Raw genomic sequence first — 18,053 nt, forward strand, 5'->3', positions numbered from 1 at the left:
GAGCCATGATAGGAGCAAAAGTTCTAGCGCCGCCGTAATCCCCGCTTCAGAACAGGCCTGTCGTGCCCGGTGCCGGACGGCTCTGGATGTCGGCCTGCAGCCGGGTGCCGCGGCCCAGGCTCTGCGTCAGGCGCAGCACGAACAGCACGCCGTTCACCAGCAGCAGGCCCACCGCGAACAGCCACCACAGCGCATACGCGCCGGCGGAAGCGGCCTGCGCCGGCTCGAGGCCGGGGTCGATGCGCAGGATCGGCGCACCCGATTCGTCGCTGCCGCGTGCCGTGACAAGGCCCGCGAGCACGAAGGGCTTCACGCCTTCGGGCGCGGCGTTGCGCTGCAGGCTGGCCCAGCGGCCGAGCATGGAAGTGTCCCCGTCGTCATCGGCAACGGCCACGGCCGCATCGACGTCCGCGGCTCCGGCGACATCGGTGCTGTCACCGTCGCCCGCTTTGCGCTGCACGGCGCCGATCGGCGCGGTGGACGCCAGCACCACACCGCCCTTGGCCGGAACAATGGAAGGAATGGCGGCCTCGATCCGCGTCGCGACGAAGCTGTCGACCGCCTGGCGAGCGGCGTGCTGCATCGAGGCGAGCTGCCGGCGCGACACCACGAGGTCGGCGTTTTCCTTGCCGGGCTGCGCGCTGGCGGCCAGCTCCTTCCAGTTGTGAATCGACGTGTCGGTGCCGTCCTTTTCCACGGTCGCTTCGGCCGCGTTGACCACGGCGCGCTGCAGGGCGGCGCAATCGCCGGGCGCAAGGCCCTCGCCCTCCTTGCAGGCAGCTTCGATGAAGGCGACGGAGCGGTCGAAGTGCCGCACGACCATCGGCGTGTTTTCGCGCGCGCGGTAAGCCGCCAGCGGATCGGGCGCCTGCCCCATCTGCATGCGCAGCATCTCGATCAGGCTGGCGGCCATGCCGTTCTCCGACGCGCGGATGAAGTCGCGGCTGGCCAGCGCCTGGATGCTCTCGGGAATCTTCAGTTCGGGAACGACAGGAGCGCTGCCGTTCCAACGCACGCTCGTGCAGTCGATCATGGGCAGCACGCGGTTGTCGTCGCCCTTGTGGCTCAGGTCGATCTCGCAGCGGCCTTCGCCCTTCACGCTCGCGTAGCTGGCCCACTTCGGCGGGTTGTCGGCCAGTTGCCGCGCGTCGGTGTACTCGGGGTTCCTGTCGTGCGAGAACCATTGCACGACCAGCGCCATCTGGCCGCGCAGATCGGGCGACGACAGAGCCAGCGCACCCGCGGCCAGCAGCCCGATCAGCAGATGCAGCAGGTGGCGCCCCCAGAACACGGGCCGAAAGCGCCGCCATTCTTCAGCCACCGACCACTTGTCGCCGAAGCTCACCGCGCTGTAGTCGCTGGTGCGCAGCTCGGCCTCGATCACCTCTCCATAGGGCATGTCCTTCGCGTTGCTCCATGCCGAAGGCAGCACGAAGCTGAGCTTGTCGCCGATGAACAGCCCCACCCGCTTGATCGACGCATTGCTGGCGTTGACCACCGCGATCTGGTTGAGCATGCCGCGCACGCGGTTGACCGGCTGCGGCTGGCGCACGGGCGCGGTGTCCGAGGGCTTGCGCAAGAAGAGCCACGCCGCACAGAGGCCAGCGATCAGCCCCGCGCCCAACAGATAGACATGCACGTCACGGGTGGCGTCCCAGGTGGCGAGCCACAGCAGGATGAAAGCGACGAGCCAGACAAGGGCCGACGTCCAGCCTTGTCCACGGCCCACGCGGCTTGCAACTTCATCCGGCGTTTCGGTGCGCTGGCTCAGGATGTCGACCTCGCCGCGCTGGAAACGCGCGTTCGGGTCCGTCGCAACGAATGCGGCTTCGGGCACAGCACCGGCCGCGAGCGGATCGGCGCCTTCCACCGGCTCTTCGATGTTCGGCAGCGCACCAACCTCGCCGCGCTTCCATTGCTGGTCTTGCGCCTGCTGGCGCTGCGCGCGCTGGCGGCCTTCGAGCAGATCGAATCTGTTGAGGCGAATCACCACCGCGCATTTCTTGCTGAGCACCACCAGCGCTTCGTTGTGCGCCTCGATGTAGTCGATGGCGTCGTAGGGCAGCAGCACATCGACGGCGCCGATGGTGTCGTGTTCGGTCGAGGAGCCCTGCGACTGCAGGCCATGGCGCACGAACCCACCGGTGAGTTCACGCACGTCGTCATCGGCGGTGAGGCCCTGGCCGATCAGGAAGGGCTGGAGCGCGGATTTTTCTTCGTCGGTGATGCGACGCAGCACGGGCGCTGAATGAAAGTCCTTGAAGGCGCTGCGGTTGCCGGAGCGGCGTGCCGCATAGACGATGACGCTGTAGATCGCGTAGAGGATCAGCCCGACCTTGAGAACGATGATGACGGTGTCCATGTTGTTATTTCATTTCCTCTGTGATTGATCTTTTTTTGAACCGGTGAATTGTGCTTTGCGTGATTCGGGGGTGCTGTCTGTTTGGGGCGCTGATGCTGTTGTTGTTCGGGGCGACGCTCACGCCGACACGGTGCTCTTTTTCGCGAATGTCCCCCGCTTCGCTCCTCCTTTATTTCGCGAAAAAGAGCCCCGTATCGGCGCGAGCGCTCAGAGCGGTCGTTGATCCGCCGCAAATGCAGAGCGTGTCCTGTGCGAATGGCACCAGGTGCTCCCCGCAGCGAAATAAAGGAGGAGCGAAGCGGGGGACATTCGCGGAGGGGAGCTCCTGGTGTCATTCGCACGTACCCCGAATGAACCCGAACCCGCCCCCAGACAAAGACACAACAACACCAGCAAGAGCTAGCGCGCCAAGCCTCTAAAAACATACGAATCCGCGTAAAAAGACGCCGAAGTATTTTCAACGCACCACCCAGGCACGCCAAGCACCGGAAGAGGAACGAAAGGCTTCATCTCAAGCCGCTTCGCATCGAAATTCCGTGCAATCGATGCATCGTCGAACGCCATCGACCCCGTTGCGTCGTACGTCAACAGCACATGCGCGGTGATCGGTTTACGCGGCGTCACGAGTTTTTCGAGCAGCGCGTGACCAAACAGCAGCAATCGGGCTTCGGCCCACAGTTCGCGCTGCGTCACGAACAGCGTGTGCCAGTCGCGCGCCACCAATGCACGCCACAGCGCGGGTGGCGCATCGAGCACGGCGCCGTTCTCGTCGAACAACGTGAGCGCATCACGCAACGGCCCGCGCACAGCCGCGACACCCATGCGCGCAATCTCGGCGGCCTGCAGTTCGTTCAGGCGACGCTTGGACTGCGGAAAGGCCAGCCACACGAGTCCGTTGAAGAAGTCGTGCAGGTTGTCGCGCGTCGGTACCGTGCGGGTCTGGAAGATGTGTGCCTCATACGCCTGCCCTGCAGGCAGCGCGTCCTGGTGCACGAAGTCGGGCACCGGCGCGGGCTTGATGGCCTGCAGCGCGGCGGCCACCGATGTGTGTTGCGCAGCGGCCTGCGCCACCGCTTCGCCATGCGCGCGATAGGGTGCAAGCCAGGGCTGCGCCCAATCGACCGCCGGCAGGGTCAAGGCGCGGACGCCCCTGTCCAGCGGATGCGGTCCGGGTGCTGCTGCACCGCGAATTCGGCCGTGAGCTTGTCGAACAGCTTGAGCGAGCTGCCGTGCTTGCCGAGCAGGCCGGCTGCGCGCAGGGCCTGCGCCACGTCGTTGAGCGGCACATCGTTGCCGCTGCGCAAGGCGGGAACCGCCTGCAGGATGAACTCGGCCGCCTCGGAGACCTGGGGCTTCGCAGGTTGCTGCGCCACAGGCTTAGCGGCCTTCGTGGTCTTCCTGGCAGCGGTCTTGGTCGCGGCCTTCTTTGCAGCAGGCGCAGGTGCAGCCGCTGCAGGCGCGGACGCCGCGGCGCTGCTTCTTGCGCGCGTGGTCTTCGCGGGTGCCGACTTGGCCGCCACCTTCTTCGCCGCCGCAGTGCGCGCGGCAGGCTTCACGCCGTGATGCGCCAGGTCCATGAACGCGTCGTAAACACCGATGGTTTCCTCGCCCGTCTTGCCCTGCTGGCCGATGCCGCAGACGCGGCAGCCTTTTTCGCGCAGCCGCACCACAAGCGGCGCGAAGTCAGAGTCGGACGACACCAGCACCACCACGTCGGGCCGTTCGGCGATCACGAGGTCGATCGCATCGACCGCGAGCGCGATGTCGGTGCTGTTCTTGCCCGCCGAGAGATTCACCATCGGCCGCACCGACAGCCGCTTGAACAGCGCCTGCCGGTTGACCGCCATCTCGGCATTGCAGTACGCGCGGCGCACGTGGATGGCGCCGTAGTCCTCCATCGTGCGCTGCACGGCCTGCTCGATCACGTCGGCCGAGACGTTGTCGGCATCGATCAGCAGCATCACGCGCAGCGTCGGGGTCATGCGAGTTTCCAGTTCATGGTTTCGCCGCCGCGCAGGGGCTTGAGCGTGGCCTCGCCATAAGGCACGGTCTCGGGCACGGTCCAGCTTTCGCGCTTGAGCGTGACGGTGTCGGTGTGGCGCGGCAGGTCGTAGAAGTCGGGGCCGTGGAAGCTCGCGAAGCCTTCGAGCTTGTCGAGTGCGTTCACGCTGTCGAAGGCCTCGGCGTACAGCTCGATGGCGGTCAGTGCGGTGTAGCAGCCGGCGCAGCCGAGGGCATGTTCCTTCAGGTGCGCGGGGTGCGGTGCGCTGTCGGTGCCCAGAAAGAAGCGGTCGCTGCCGCTGGTGGCGGCCTCGACCAGCGCCACACGGTGCGTCTCGCGCTTGAGCACCGGCAGGCAGTAGTAGTGCGGGCGGATGCCACCGGTGAAGATCGCGTTGCGGTTGTACAGCAGGTGGTGCGCGGTGATGGTGGCTGCCGTGAAGCGGTCGGCATCGCGCACGTAATGCGCGCCCTCTTTGGTGGTCAGGTGCTCGAACACCACCTTCAGCTCGGGGAAGTCGCGGCGCAGCGGAATCATCACGCGGTCGACGAACACGGCTTCGCGGTCGAACAGGTCGATGGCCGGGTCGGTCACCTCGCCATGCACCAGCAGCAGCAGGCCGTGCTTTTGCATGGCTTCGAGCGTCTTGTAGGTGTGGCGGATGTCGGTCACGCCGGCATCGCTGTTGGTGGTGGCGCCGGCCGGGTAGAGCTTGAGCGCGCGCACGCCGGCTTCGGCGGCCAGCGCGATCTCTTCGGGCGGCAGCTTGTCGGTCAGGTAGAGCGACATCACCGGCTCGAAGGCAACGCCTTCGGGCACGGCGGCGCGGATGCGGTCGCGATAAGCGATGGCCTGCGCGGCCGTGGTCACGGGGGGGCGCAGGTTCGGCATGATCAGCGCGCGGCCAAACTGGCGCGCGCTGTGGGGTACGACGGCTTCGAGCGCGGCGCCATCGCGCACATGCAAATGCCAGTCGTCGGGGCGGGTGATCGTGAGGGTGTCTGTCATGGCGGGGCAATTGTCGCATCGGGCCCCAGCAAGTATTCGCGCACCAGCGTGCGTGCGCGGTGCAGCCGGCTCTTGACGGCACCGGTCGGCTCGCCCAGCCGTTCGGCAATCTCGGCGATGGTGAGTTCCTCGAAATCGCGCAGCAGCACCACCTCCAGGTAGTGCGCGGGCAGCGACTCCAGCGCATGGGTCAGGTCCAGCCGCAATGCGTCGTCGGTGCGGCTGGCCAGTTGCCGCTCGGCCACGTCGTCGTCCAGCGGGTCGTGCCTGAACATCGCACGCTGCAGCTTCAGGCATTCGCGCCGGATGACGGTGAACAGCCACGACGAAAAGGCGGCGGCCGCCTTCAGGCCGCGCACCTTGCGCACGATCACCATCAACGATTCCTGCACGGCGTCGTCGATGTCGCTGGCCTGGCAGTGCCGCCGGGCATAGCGGCGCGCGTCGGCCTGGCATACCGCCAGCAGCCCCGCGATGGCCGCGGGGTCGCCGGTCTGCGCGGCGTGGATCAGGTCGGTACGGTCGATGATCCCGGCGGCCACGGCTCAGCGCCCCTTGCCGGGTTTGCGCCCGACCATCGCGCACATCGGGCAGAAGCCGAACAGGCCCGTGACGGCCAGCATGGCGCCCGCGAGCCCGACACCGACCGCGAGGCCGGCCGTGCCCCAGTTCATGGCCGCGAACACAAGGCCGGCCAGGCCCATGACGATGCGCAGCGCGCGCTCCCAGCCCGGGACATTCTTGACGTAGAACATTGCGATTCCTTCGATCCGTTGGTGTGCGAGGAAGACCCTCGGACACCAAGAGGCGGCGAACCCGCCGAACGGTTCGCGGGAATCGGCGAATTCTCTGGTTATTTCTGAAACACCCGGCAGGTGCGCGCGTTGGCGACCTGCTCCCACTTGCAGAAGTTGACCGAAGAACGCGCGCCCTTGTTCGGCGGCCACGGGTCCAGGATGCGCAGCGTGGTGCCGCGCCCGCTCGGGTCGTTGTCGCCGCGAATGCCCGCGATGACGACCATGTGGCCCGGCCGGCCGGCGCCGTCCGCATAGCCCTTGGCGTCCCAGCGCATGTCGAACATCAACGGGCCGTTGTGCAGCGCGGCGCGCAGCGCCTTCAGCGACCACGGCGCCGGCGGGCGCACCGCCAGGCCGTGCGCGGCCGCGAAGCGCTGGTCGACCTTCATGCCCGCGTCCTGCGTGTCGACGAAATCCTGCAACCCGCCATCGGCCGCGACCAGTTCGGCCGGCGTGCGCGCCACCACGGCCTGCACGTTGGAGCGCGTCATCATCGCGACGCCGGCGGCCCAGCACAGCACGGCGGCGGGCGGCGGAATCAGCGCGACCGGGTGCAGGATGGGTGCATCGCCTTCGCCGTCGAACGCCACGTTCTGCGTGCAAGGGCCGGCCTCGCCGTCTTCCACCAGCCAGTGCGCGGCCTGCAGGCGCAGCACGGCAGCGCGGGTCAGCGGACCGTAATCGCCATCGGTGGCAAGCGCGGGGCTGGGCAGCAGCTTGCGGTTCAATGCCTCCTGCAACCGGCGGACATCGGCACCGCGCCATCCCTGTTTCAGCGTGATCATCAGCGGGCTCCCTTTCGGCGCCTGGAAGCGCGAGCTCTTCTGGAATGCGAGCGGCTGAATTGTGAAAAGCAGGCGCTGCCGCGTCCATCCGCCGGATGGCGTAGCCAGGATGGCGACCCCGCATGCGACGGGGTACGCCTGTTGCTTGACGCGCTGCACCAATCGGCCGAAGGTTCGGCCCGCCCGGCCCACGCCGAAAACAAGAACAGGAAACCGCCATGCTGTCCACGGCCATGCTTTACTTTCGCGAGACCGCGCGGGCCGGCTCGCTGCGCCGAGCCGCCGAACAACTGGGCGTGGCGCCGAGCGCCATCAGCCGCCAGATCGCCAAGCTCGAAGGCGAGCTGCAGACCGCCCTGCTCGACCGCCGCGCCAACCGCACCACCCTCACGCCGGCCGGCGAGCTGGTGCTGGCACATGCCGAGCAGGCCGTGCAGAACAGCCAGGCGCTGCGCGGCACGCTGCAGGAGCTGATCGGCCAGCCCGGCGGCACGGTGCGCATCGGCAGCATCGAGGGCATGGTCAGCCACTTCCTTGCGAACACCCTCGCGCGCTTCCAGAAGCGGCATCCGCAGGTGAAGCTGCAGGCTTCGGTGGTGGGCTCGCGCGCGGTGCTCGAAGCGCTGCAGGAAGGCCGCATCGACATCGCGCTGGCCTTCAACCTGCCCGAGGGCCACGCCTTTCGCGAACATGCGCGGCTGGAGCAGCCGCTGTGCGCCATCGTCGCGCCCACGCATGCGCTGGCACGGCGGCGCGGCGTGTCGTTCCGCGAACTCGAAGGCCATCGCGTGGCACTGCCCGACCGCTCGTTCCAGATCCGCCACCTGGTCGACCGCATCGCGTCGAAGACGCAGGTGTCGCTCGAGCTGGTGATCGAGACCAGCACGCTCGACATGGCCAAAGGCGTGGTGCGCAACAGCGATCTCATCACCTTCCTGCCGCGCTATGCGGCGCTGCACGAGGTGTCGAACGGCGACCTGTGCGCCGTGCCGCTGCAGGAGCGCGACTTTGCCGCCACCGCGACCAGCCTGCTCACCATGCCGGGGCAGCGCCAGTCGCCGGCCTCGCGCGCGCTGCTCGAAATGCTGGCCACCGGCATGGCGCGCTATGGTGGCGCCGGCGCGGTGCCGCGTTCTGATTCCGGCAACACGCGCGTGCAGAAATGAGCCTTCCCGTCGGCCTCGTCGCTCCCTACATTCGGGGCCGACCAGGAAAGACGGCATGACCACCACCCACACCGAAACCATTGCGTTCCCCGAAGGCGGCTACCGCTACGCCAAGGGCGTGTTCCAGTATTCCGCCGGCGTGGCCGCGCTGCCCGGCTTTGCCATCGAGCGGGTGCGCTTGCAGCAGGCCGTGCCGCTGGCCGACGGCTTCGACATCATCGCGGCGCACCTGGGTGCCATCGGCCGACCGCTCACCGCGCTGTGCGCCTGCGAACTGCGCTCGCGCGCGCCGTTCTCGGAGCGCGGCTTTCACGACTTCAACCGCGTCTATGCCGGCACGCTGGAGCGCTGGCAGCTGCTGCACGGCGACCGCAACCCGGTGGCGCGCACCAACGTGTGCCCGCGCGTCGGTGCACCGGCCACGCCGGCCTTGCAGGCCTTCTCGTACACCGTGCCGGCCGACGACGACGACGGCGCGCCGCCGAGCTTCGTGGTCTCGGGCGGCGGCGAAGCGCCCGACGGCCATGCCAGCTACCGCGAGGTGATGGTCCGCCTGGGCGACACCAGCCCCGACGGCCTGCGCGCCAAGCTCGGCTACGTGATGACGGAAATGGAGCGCCGCCTCGCCGTGCTCGGCTTCGGCTGGCGCGATGCTGCGGCCGTGCAGGCCTACACGGTGCACGACATCGGCGCGCTGGTGTTCGACGAGATCGTGCAGCGCGGCGCGCTCACCACCGGCCTGACCTGGCACCTGGCGCGGCCGCCGATCGTGGACATGGAATTCGAGATGGACCTGCGCTGCGCAAGGCGCGAGATCGCGCTGTCATGGCCCTAGTTCGACAAGGGACTGCACGCCGGCTGGCACATGTCGTGCTTGAGCGCTTTCTTCGACCTTTTCGCCATTCCACCCAACGGAGTTCCATGTGAAGCGTGCTGCCCCTGCCCTGTTCCTGAAACCCCTGGCCGCCTGCGCGGCGCTCGCCACCCTGGTGCTCGCAACGCCTCACGCGATGGCGCAGGAGAAAACGCTGCGCATCGCCATGACGGCGGCAGACATTCCGCGCACGCTCGGCCAGCCCGACCAGGGCTTCGAGGGCAACCGCTTCACCGGCATCCCGATCTACGACTCGCTCACGCAGTGGGACCTGTCCAAGGCCGATGCGCCGAGCGTGCTGATCCCCGGCCTGGCCACCTCGTGGGCGGTCGATGCCAAGGACAAGACCAAGTGGGTCTTCAAGCTGCGCCCCGGCGTCAAGTTCCATGACGGCTCTGCCTTCACCGCCGACGCCGTGGTGTGGAACGTGCAGAAGGTGCTGGACAAGGACGCCCTGCAGTTCGACCCCAGCCAGGTCGGCGTGACCGCCTCGCGCATGCCCACGCTCAAGTCCGCACGCAAGATCGACGATCTGACGATCGAACTCACCACCAGCGAGCCCGACGCCTTCCTGCCGATCAACCTGTCGAACCTGTTCATGGCCTCGCCCGCGCAGTGGCACAAGAAGCTGGACGCGGCCACCGGCGCCACGCCCGCCGACAAGGCCAAGGCCGCCTGGACCGCCTTCGCCGCCGACCCGTCGGGCTCGGGCCCGTTCAAGGTCACGCGCTTCGTGGCGCGCGAGCGCCTGGAGCTGGCCGCCAACAAGGGCTACTGGGATGCCAGGCGCGTGCCGAAGATCGACAAGGTCGTGATGCTGCCGATGCCCGAGGCCAACGCGCGCACCGCCGCGCTGCTGGGCGGCCAGGTCGACTGGATCGAGGCGCCCGCGCCCGACGCCATGGCGCAGATCACGCAGCGCGGCTTCAAGGTCTATTCGAACGCGCAGCCGCATGTGTGGCCGTGGCAGCTCTCGTTCGCCGAAGGCTCGCCCTGGCTCGACAAGCGCGTGCGCCAGGCCGCCAACCTGTGCATCGACCGCGGCGGCATGAAGCAGTTGCTGGGCGGCATGATGGCCGAGCCCAAGGGCACCGTGCCGCCGGGCCATCCGTGGTTCGGCAAGCCCACCTTCGACATCCGCTACGACGTGAAGGCCGCGCAGGCGCTGATGACGCAGGCCGGCTACTCGGCCGCCAAGCCGATCAAGGTGAAGGTGCAGATCTCGGCCTCGGGCTCGGGCCAGATGCAGCCGCTGCCGATGAACGAATTCGCGCAGCAGTCGCTCAAGCAGTGCTTCTTCGACGTGCAGTTCGACGTGATCGAATGGAACACGCTGTTCACCAACTGGCGCAAGGGCGCGAAGGACCCTTCCGCCAACGGCGCCAACGCGGTCAACATCAGCTTCGCGGCGATGGACCCGTTCTTCGCGATGGTGCGCTTCGTGAGCACCAAGGCCTTTCCGCCGGTGTCGAACAACTGGGGCTACTACGGCAACGCCGAGGTCGACAAGCTGGTGGCCGATGCGCGCACCAGCTTCGACGACAAGGCGCGCGACGCCGCGCTCGCGAAGCTGCACACGCACATCGTGGACGACGCGCCCTTCGTGTGGATCGCGCACGACGTCGGCCCACGCGCCATGTCGGCCAAGGTCAAGAACGTGGTGCAGCCCAAGAGCTGGTTCATCGACATCGCCACGATGACGATGGACTGAGCGCTTCACGCCAGCCAGCCACAAGCCAGCCGCCATGCTCGCCTACCTCTTGCGCCGCGTGATCTACGCCGTGCCGATCATGATCGGCGTGGCCCTCGTGTGCTTCCTGCTCGTGCATCTCGCACCCGGCGATCCGCTGGTGTCGATCCTGCCGCCCGATGCGTCCGCCGAGCTGCAGGCGCAGCTGCGCGAGCTGTACGGCTTCAACCGCTCGCTGCCCGAGCAGTTCGCCATGTGGCTGTGGCGCGCGATGCACGGCGACCTGGGCGTGTCCATCGCCAGCAACCGCGCGGTGGCCGGCGAGGTGTTCACCGCCGTGGGCAACACGCTGCGGCTGGCGGTGGTGGCCACCTTCATCGGCTTCGTTCTGGGCTGCCTCTTCGGCTTCGTGGCCGGCTACTTCCGCGGCTCGTGGATCGACCGCCTGGCCTCGATGTTCTCGGTGCTGGGCGTGAGCGTGCCGCACTACTGGCTGGGCATGGTGATGGTGATCGTGTTCTCGTCGCAGCTCATGTGGCTGCCGGCCACCGGCGCGGGCCCCAGCGGTTCGGACGACTGGGCCTGGGACTGGGCGCACCTGCAGTTCCTGCTGCTGCCGGCGCTCACCATGTCGGTGATTCCGATGGGCATCATCGCGCGCACGGTGCGCGCGCTGGTGGCCGACATCCTCGACCAGGAGTTCATCGTCGGGCTGCGCGCCAAGGGGCTCACGCACCTGGGCGTGTTCCGCCACATGGTGAAAAACGCGGCGCCCACGGCGCTGGCGGTGATGGGGCTGCAGCTGGGCTATCTGCTCGGCGGCTCGATCCTCATCGAGACCGTGTTCTCGTGGCCGGGCACCGGCTTCCTGCTCAACTCCGCCATCTTCCAGCGCGACCTGCCGCTGCTGCAGGGCACGATCCTGGTGCTGGCGATGTTCTTCGTCGTGCTGAACCTGCTGGTCGACGTGCTGCAGACCCTGCTCGATCCACGCATTGCCCGGGCCTGAAAGACCATGTCCTCCGTGCTCGCCCCCTCCTCCATTGCCCCCTCCTCCATCGCCGCGGCCGTCGAGCCGCTGCCCGCCCAGCGCTCGCGCGGCTACTGGGCCTCGGTCTGGTTGCGCTTCCGGCGCGATCCGGTCGCCGTCGGCGCGGCCATCGTCGTGCTGCTGCTGATCGCGCTCGCGGTCTTCGGCCCCTGGCTTGCGCCGTCCGACCCGTACCAGTCGTCGATGCTCAAGCGCCTGAAGCCCATCGGCACCGAGGGCCTGCCCTTCGGCAGCGACGAGCTGGGCCGCGACATGCTCTCGCGCCTCATCGTCGGCGCGCGGCTGTCGCTGTTCATCGGCATCACGCCGGTGCTGTGCGCCTTCGTTCTGGGCACTGTCATCGGCATCGTCGCGGGCTATGCGGGCGGGCTGACCAACACGCTGATCATGCGCACCATCGACGTGTTCTACGCCTTCCCCTCGGTGCTGCTGGCCATCGCGCTGTCGGGCACGCTGGGCGCGGGGGTGGTCAATTCGCTGATCTCGCTGACCATCGTGTTCATTCCGCAGATCGCGCGGGTGGCCGAGAGCGTGACCACGCAGGTGCGCACCCGCGACTACGTGGAAGCGGCGCGCGCGTCGGGCGCGAGCCCCTTCACCATCGTGCGCGTGCATGTGCTGGGCAACGTGCTCGGGCCGATCTTCGTGTACGCCACCAGCCTGATCGCGGTGTCGATGATCCTGGCCTCGGGCCTGTCGTTCCTCGGCCTCGGCGTGAAGCCGCCGGAGCCGGAGTGGGGCCTGATGCTCAACACGCTGCGCACCGCCATCTATGCGCAGCCCTGGGTCGCGGCGCTGCCGGGCGTGATGATCTTCATCACTTCGATCTCTTTCAACATTCTGTCCGACGGGCTGCGGTCGGCGATGGACAACAAGGGGTGAGCATGGGGTCGTGTCTTCTTTATTGCAGCGATTCGGGGTGCGCTCGCGCCGACGGTGTGCTCTGCTCCGCGAATGTCCTCCGGGGGCTGCGCCCCCTCCCCCTTTATTTCGCTGCGCAGAGCACACCGCCAGCGCGAGCGTTATCAGAGCACTGGTTGATCGGCCGCAAACGCACGGCGTGTCCTGTGCGAATGACGCCAGGTGCTCCCCGCAGCGAAATAAAGGAGGAGCGAAGCGGGGGACATTCGCGGAGGGGAGCTCCTGGTGTCATTCGCACCCGCCCCGAACAAGCACACCTCACAACACGCAGAGGTAAAAAATGGATGCGCTAGAAGACATCGGCGGCCCCGCCCAACCGCTGCTGACCATCAAAGGTTTGGTCAAGCACTTCCCCCTGAAGAAAGACCCGTTGGGCCGAGGCGGCGGCGTGGTGCGCGCCGTCGACGGCGTGGACTTCGAAGTGCTCAAGGGCGAGACGCTGGGCGTGGTCGGCGAATCCGGCTGCGGCAAGTCGACCACCGCGCGCCTGCTGATGCAGCTCATCGAACCCACGCGCGGCGAGGTCGTCTTCGACGGCCGCCAGGTCGGCAGCCGCGACCTGCCGCTGAAGGAGTTCCGCCGCCAGGTGCAGATGGTGTTCCAGGACAGCTACGCCTCGCTCAACCCGCGCCTGACCATCGAAGACTCGATCGCCTTCGGCCCACAGGTGCACGGCGTGCCACGGCGCGAATCGGTGGCGCGTGCGCGCGACCTGCTCGCCCGCGTGGGCCTGTCGCCGCAGCGCTTTGCCGAACGCTACCCGCACGAGCTTTCAGGCGGCCAGCGGCAGCGCGTGAACATCGCGCGGGCACTCGCCCTGCAGCCGCGCATGGTGATCCTCGACGAAGCCGTCTCGGCGCTCGACAAGTCGGTGGAAGCGCAGGTCATCAACCTGCTGCTCGACCTGAAGACCGAGTTCGGCCTGACCTACGTGTTCATCAGCCACGACCTCAACGTGGTGCGCTACGTGAGCGACCGCGTCATGGTGATGTACCTGGGCCAGGTGGCCGAGATCGGCCCGGCCGATGCGCTGTACGAGGCGCCCGCGCACCCCTATACCCGCGCGCTGCTGTCCTCCATGCCGTCGATGGACCCCGACCATCGCACCGAAGAAGCGGCGCTCGCGGGCGATCCGCCGAACCCCATCAACCCGCCATCGGGCTGCCGCTTTCATCCGCGCTGCGCGCAGGCCGCGCCGGTGTGCGGCAAGGTCGTGCCCGAACGCATCGCCACCGGTTCGCAGCATGCGGTGAGCTGCCTGATCCACGAGCCGGGCAGCGGGCATCCGATGGCCGCCGAAGCACGGAGGCAAGCAGCATGACGATGACGACGAACAGCAGCAACGACGCAGAAGAACCCATGGTCCGCCTGCGCGACCTCAGCGTCACCTTCAGCGGCGGCCGCAAGCCGGTGCATGCGGTCAGCGGCGTGAGCCTCGACGTGCAGCGCGGCGAGGTCGTCGCGCTGATCGGCGAATCGGGCTCGGGCAAGAGCGTGACCATGCGCACCCTGCTGCGCCTGCACTCCGAACGCCGCACCCGCATGGGCGGCACGGTGCAGGTGGCGGGCCGCGACGTGCTCGCGATGTCGCAGCGCGAGCTGGCCGACTTCCGGGGCAAGGTCGCGTCGATGATCTTCCAGGAGCCGCTGCTGGCGCTCGACCCGGTGTACTCGGTGGGCGCGCAGATCGTCGAATCGATCCGCCGGCACGAGTCGGTGACGCAGGCCGAGGCGCAACAGCGCGCGCTGGCGCTGTTCGAGCGCGTGCGCATCCCGAGCCCCGAGCGGCGCCTGCAGGCCTACCCGCACGAGATGTCGGGCGGCATGCGCCAGCGCGCCATGATCGCGCTCGCACTCGCCTGCAAGCCCCAACTGCTGCTGGCCGACGAGCCCACCACCGCGCTCGACGCCACGGTGCAAATCCAGATCCTGCTGCTGCTGCGCGAGCTGCAGCGCGACCTGGGGCTGTCGGTGATCTTCGTCACGCACGACATCGGCGCCGCCGTCGAGGTGGCCGACCGCATCGCCGTGATGTATGCGGGCCGCATCGTCGAGGAAGGCACGGCGCGCGAGCTGATCCGCTCGCCGCGCCATCCGTACACGATCGCGCTGCTCAAGAGCCGCGCGCACGGTGCGCTGGCGCGCGGCACGCGGCTCGAAACCATCGGCGGCGCACCGCCCGACCTGTCGGCGCTGCCGCCCGGCTGCGCCTTTGCCGAGCGCTGCGCGCTCGCGAGCGACGCCTGCCGCGCCGCGCAACCACCGGTGGCCGAGCTTGCGAAGAACCACCGTGTGCGCTGCATCCACACCGACGCCGCCGCAGCCCTTGCGCCAGTGCTCGTCGCCTGACCGACAACCACCACGATCCATCGTCCATCGCCATGCCCCTTCACGACCCCGCCCACGCCTTCGTTCCATACCCCGACGCACCGGTCTCGCGCGCCACGACCGGCCCGCTGGCCGACCTGAGCTTTGCCGCGAAGGACCTGTTCGACGTGGCCGGCTACCCCACCGGCGGCGGCAACCCCATCGTGCTGGCGATGTCGGGCATCAAGACGCGCACCGCATCGACCGTGCAGAAGCTGCTCGATGCCGGCGCGCGCTTTGCCGGCAAGACCGTGACCGACGAACTCGCGTTCTCGATGAACGGCAACAACGCGCACTTCGGCGCGCCGGTCAACGGCGGCGCGCCGCTGCGCATCACGGGCGGCTCGTCGTCGGGTTCGGCCTCGGCCGTGTCGTCGCACCTGTGCGACTTCGCGCTGGGCACCGACACCGGCGGCTCGGTGCGCGCGCCGGCCAACCACTGCGGCCTGTACGGCCTGCGCCCCACGCACGGCCGCGTGAGCCTCGAAGGCGCGCTCGACCTCGCGCCCAGCTTCGACACCTGCGGCTGGTTCGCGCGCGACATCGGCACCTTCGCGCGCGTGGCCGACGTGCTGCTGGGCACTACTGCCGACGCCACGCCACTGCCCGAGCGCGTGCGGCTGCTGCGGCCCGACGATGTCTGGGCGCTGGCCGTGCCTGCCGCGGCCGACGCATTGATGAAGGGCGCGGCCGACCGCGTGCAGAGCCTGCTCGGCGCCGCCAGGGGCACCACAGCGGCGCTGGAGTCCTTCGACACGATGTACTGGAGCTTTCGCTACCTGCAGTCGCGCGAAGCCTGGCTCACCGATGGCCCGCTGATCGAGCGCTACGCCCCGCCGCTGGGCCCGGGCGTGGCCGAACGCTTTGCATGGTCGCGCGAAGTGACCGACGCGCAGGTGGCCACCGCGCGCGTCTTTCGCACCGCGTTCCGCGCACACCTGGGCGCACTGCTCGGCACCGACGGCGTGCTGCTGATGCCCACCATGCCCGACATCGCGCCGCTGCGCAGCGACAGCGAGGCCGTACTGGAGGACTACCGCAACCGTGCGATCCGCATGCTGTGCATCGCGGGTCTCGCGGGCTTCCCGCAGTTGTCGATGCCACTGGCCACGCGCGACGGCGCGCCGCTGGGCATTTCGCTGCTCGGGCCGGCGGGGTCGGACCGGTCGCTGGTTGCGCTGGCCCAGCGCATCGCGGACTGAGGCTGTCGCGGCGTCTGTCGGCTGCCGCTACAGTCGCCCCGAAGCCCACCCCGGGTTCGGGAACATCCATGCTGAACTGGCAAGAAGCCGACATCCTTTCCATCCTCGACCAGTGCTGCGAGCGCTATGTGTTCCCGATGCTGGACAACGGCTATGTCTACCTCGCGGCCACGCGCATGTCGCTGTACCGGTCACCGCAGGACTGGGCCATGGTCATCGAAGTGTTCGGCTTCTCGCCGAGGTCGGGCCTTCCCGATACCCAGGTGCACACTTTCGCCAGCCGCCTGCACGAGCGCGACCCGGAAACGAACTACGTCAGCCGGGAGGCGCACGACAACTATCTCGCGCGCAACCCGCACAACGAATCGCGCTTCATCCATCCCATCGAGGAAGGCGGATGGCAGGATGCCGAGAACCTCGAATGGGTTGCGAGTGGTCGGCACGAATTGACCCTGCGGGGCCGGACGATTCCTGCGCCGTCCCTCGCAGACTGCAGCGCCCATCGGATCGACCCGCTGGACGAAGGCCGGCTCCACGCCTTCGAGCTGTGCCGCATCCTCGCAGCCACCCATCGCGACGACGTGCTGGCCACCACGGCGGAGCGCCGCGCCAGCGTGCGGCCGGAGATGGCGCAGATCCTGCAACTCGAAGAATGGCATCACCCCGATGTCGTCGATGAACAGTCCCGGCCCGGCAACTCGGCTACCTTCCAGCAGTTGGCCAGGGTGCTGGCGACCGGGGACACCGCGCACTACACGCCCACGCTCAATCCGAACACCCATTGGATCAACTGGCCGGAAGGCGGCACCCTCTAGCCAACCTCTGCGTCGTCGGCTAGCTGGGCTGGCTCGCCAGTTGCACGCTGCCGGCCTGCCGCAGAAGGCAGACGTCGCAATCGACGACACCAATCCCCGCGCGTTCGATCACCACGAAGTCGCCCGCATCCACCGCCAGCAACGCGTGATGCCAGGTGCCGGGCGCGAGCACCACGCCCTGGCGCCCGTCGGTGACGAAGGCCGCGAGCTGCCGTGCCGACACAGGCGCCGCGCCTGCGGGGGCGACCACGATCACGAAGCGCCTGTCGCCCAGCGGCACGAAGGTCTGGCTGCCCAGCGCATGGCGCTCCATTTCCGACACCTCGTGCGGAAAGCGCCGCGCCTGCGCGCGGAACAGCGCGAGCATCGGCCGGCCGCCTTCGGCGTCGAGCCGCAGGTCGTCGAGCAGGTCGAAGCGGCGCGCATTGCCGCCGTTGATGGGCCGGCCCTCGCCGGCGGGCGCCTCGATCACGCTGCCATAGGGCGCAAAGGCCCGGGAGGTCAGCGGCTGCGCCACGAGCGCCGCGGCGCCTGTCAGGGGAACATCGTTCATGCGGCGATTGCAGCAGAAAGCGTGCCGCCCGCCTTGCGGGGATACTGCCTGCTTCGCGCAAGGCCATGACCGTGCGCCCCCCTCGACAAATGCAGCCAGAAGAATGATGAGCACCACAGAGCCTCAGTCGATCGCCCCGGCGCTCGCCGACGGCGGCCTCGCCGCCCTCTTCACCGCGCCCGGCGGCGCCCAGGCTTTTGCCGTGCGCTGGCAGGGCGGCGTGCACGGCTACATCAACGAGTGCCCCCATGCGGGCGGCCCGCTTGATTTCGAGGGCCAGGTGCTGGAGAGTTCAGGCCGCTTCCTGATGTGCGCGCGGCACGGCGCCATCTTCGAGCCCGACACCGGCAAGTGCGTCGGCGGCCCCTGCCGCGGCGCGCGACTGACGCCGCTGGCGGTGCACGAAAAAGCGGACGGCAGCGTGTGGCTCGGCCAGCCCGAATGAAGACGAAGACACCCT

General features: G+C 68.4%; 18 protein-coding genes. 10 read left to right on the top strand and 8 right to left on the bottom strand.

The window, feature by feature from the left end:
* Positions 1–46: 46 nt before the first annotated feature.
* From ACSFB7_RS07860 to ACSFB7_RS07890, 7 genes are all read right to left on the bottom strand, one after another.
* Positions 47–2,362: an IgaA/UmoB family intracellular growth attenuator gene (locus ACSFB7_RS07860; protein ID WP_435468737.1), complete on the bottom strand. Its 2,316-nt coding sequence runs from the start codon at positions 2,360–2,362 to the stop codon at positions 47–49.
* Between the two features lie 399 nt (positions 2,363–2,761).
* A complete protein-coding gene (locus ACSFB7_RS07865) occupies positions 2,762–3,499 on the bottom strand; it encodes a DUF3025 domain-containing protein (RefSeq protein WP_435468739.1) in 738 nt (245 codons plus the stop codon).
* Complete coding sequence (locus ACSFB7_RS07870) at positions 3,496–4,344, bottom strand: NYN domain-containing protein (protein WP_435468741.1); 849 nt, start codon at positions 4,342–4,344, stop codon at positions 3,496–3,498. Before ACSFB7_RS07870 ends, ACSFB7_RS07865 begins: the two co-directional genes overlap by 4 nt.
* The gene (gene pyrC / locus ACSFB7_RS07875; protein ID WP_435468743.1) at positions 4,341–5,372 is read right to left on the bottom strand and encodes a dihydroorotase; all 1,032 of its coding nucleotides are present in this window, start codon (positions 5,370–5,372) and stop codon (positions 4,341–4,343) included. Before pyrC ends, ACSFB7_RS07870 begins: the two co-directional genes overlap by 4 nt.
* Complete coding sequence (locus tag ACSFB7_RS07880) at positions 5,369–5,914, bottom strand: RNA polymerase sigma factor (RefSeq protein ID WP_435468744.1); 546 nt, start codon at positions 5,912–5,914, stop codon at positions 5,369–5,371. Before ACSFB7_RS07880 ends, pyrC begins: the two co-directional genes overlap by 4 nt.
* A 3-nt stretch (positions 5,915–5,917) precedes the next feature.
* On the bottom strand, positions 5,918–6,127 hold the full coding sequence (locus tag ACSFB7_RS07885) for a YgaP family membrane protein (RefSeq protein ID WP_435468745.1): 210 nt from the start codon (positions 6,125–6,127) through the stop codon (positions 5,918–5,920).
* Positions 6,128–6,225: 98 nt separating this feature from the next.
* Positions 6,226–6,954 (bottom strand): papain-like cysteine protease family protein, encoded by a 729-nt coding sequence (locus tag ACSFB7_RS07890; RefSeq protein ID WP_435468747.1) that lies wholly within the window; start codon positions 6,952–6,954, stop codon positions 6,226–6,228.
* Between the two features lie 218 nt (positions 6,955–7,172).
* Between ACSFB7_RS07890 and ACSFB7_RS07895 the strand changes: the two genes are divergently transcribed.
* The 9 genes from ACSFB7_RS07895 (at position 7,173) to ACSFB7_RS07935 (ending at position 17,040) form a co-directional block, all read left to right on the top strand.
* Entirely contained in the window at positions 7,173–8,120 is a 948-nt protein-coding gene (locus ACSFB7_RS07895; RefSeq protein ID WP_435468749.1) for a LysR family transcriptional regulator, read from the top strand.
* A gap of 55 nt (positions 8,121–8,175) precedes the next feature.
* Complete coding sequence (cnbZ, locus tag ACSFB7_RS07900; RefSeq protein ID WP_435468751.1) at positions 8,176–8,955, top strand: 2-amino-5-chloromuconate deaminase CnbZ; 780 nt, start codon at positions 8,176–8,178, stop codon at positions 8,953–8,955.
* A gap of 88 nt (positions 8,956–9,043) precedes the next feature.
* Positions 9,044–10,705 carry an ABC transporter substrate-binding protein gene (locus ACSFB7_RS07905; protein WP_435468753.1) on the top strand — a complete coding sequence of 554 codons (1,662 nt, stop codon included), beginning with the start codon at positions 9,044–9,046 and terminating at the stop codon, positions 10,703–10,705.
* 34 nt (positions 10,706–10,739) lie between these two features.
* Entirely contained in the window at positions 10,740–11,693 is a 954-nt protein-coding gene (locus ACSFB7_RS07910; protein ID WP_435468755.1) for an ABC transporter permease, read from the top strand.
* A 6-nt stretch (positions 11,694–11,699) separates the two neighbouring features.
* On the top strand, positions 11,700–12,617 hold the full coding sequence (locus ACSFB7_RS07915) for an ABC transporter permease (RefSeq protein ID WP_435468757.1): 918 nt from the start codon (positions 11,700–11,702) through the stop codon (positions 12,615–12,617).
* Positions 12,618–12,936: 319 nt separating this feature from the next.
* Positions 12,937–13,977, top strand: coding sequence for an ABC transporter ATP-binding protein (locus ACSFB7_RS07920; RefSeq protein WP_435468759.1), 1,041 nt, complete (start codon positions 12,937–12,939; stop codon positions 13,975–13,977).
* Complete coding sequence (locus ACSFB7_RS07925; protein WP_435468761.1) at positions 13,974–15,005, top strand: ABC transporter ATP-binding protein; 1,032 nt, start codon at positions 13,974–13,976, stop codon at positions 15,003–15,005. The genes ACSFB7_RS07920 and ACSFB7_RS07925 overlap by 4 nt, the downstream gene beginning before the upstream one ends.
* Positions 15,006–15,037: 32 nt before the next feature.
* A complete protein-coding gene (locus ACSFB7_RS07930) occupies positions 15,038–16,225 on the top strand; it encodes an amidase (protein WP_435468763.1) in 1,188 nt (395 codons plus the stop codon).
* Positions 16,226–16,293: 68 nt separating this feature from the next.
* Positions 16,294–17,040 carry a DUF7003 family protein gene (locus ACSFB7_RS07935; RefSeq protein ID WP_435468765.1) on the top strand — a complete coding sequence of 249 codons (747 nt, stop codon included), beginning with the start codon at positions 16,294–16,296 and terminating at the stop codon, positions 17,038–17,040.
* A gap of 19 nt (positions 17,041–17,059) precedes the next feature.
* Here ACSFB7_RS07935 and ACSFB7_RS07940 read toward each other — a convergent pair whose 3' ends face one another.
* On the bottom strand, positions 17,060–17,593 hold the full coding sequence (locus ACSFB7_RS07940) for an ureidoglycolate lyase (protein WP_435468767.1): 534 nt from the start codon (positions 17,591–17,593) through the stop codon (positions 17,060–17,062).
* Positions 17,594–17,696: 103 nt separating this feature from the next.
* Here ACSFB7_RS07940 and ACSFB7_RS07945 point away from each other — a divergent pair, with 103 nt between their 5' ends.
* Positions 17,697–18,038, top strand: coding sequence for a Rieske (2Fe-2S) protein (locus tag ACSFB7_RS07945; RefSeq protein ID WP_435468769.1), 342 nt, complete (start codon positions 17,697–17,699; stop codon positions 18,036–18,038).
* The last annotated feature ends 15 nt before the right edge of the window (positions 18,039–18,053 follow it).

The sequence above is a fragment of the Variovorax raffinosi genome, from assembly GCF_051216615.1.
Taxonomy (GTDB): domain Bacteria; phylum Pseudomonadota; class Gammaproteobacteria; order Burkholderiales; family Burkholderiaceae_C; genus Variovorax.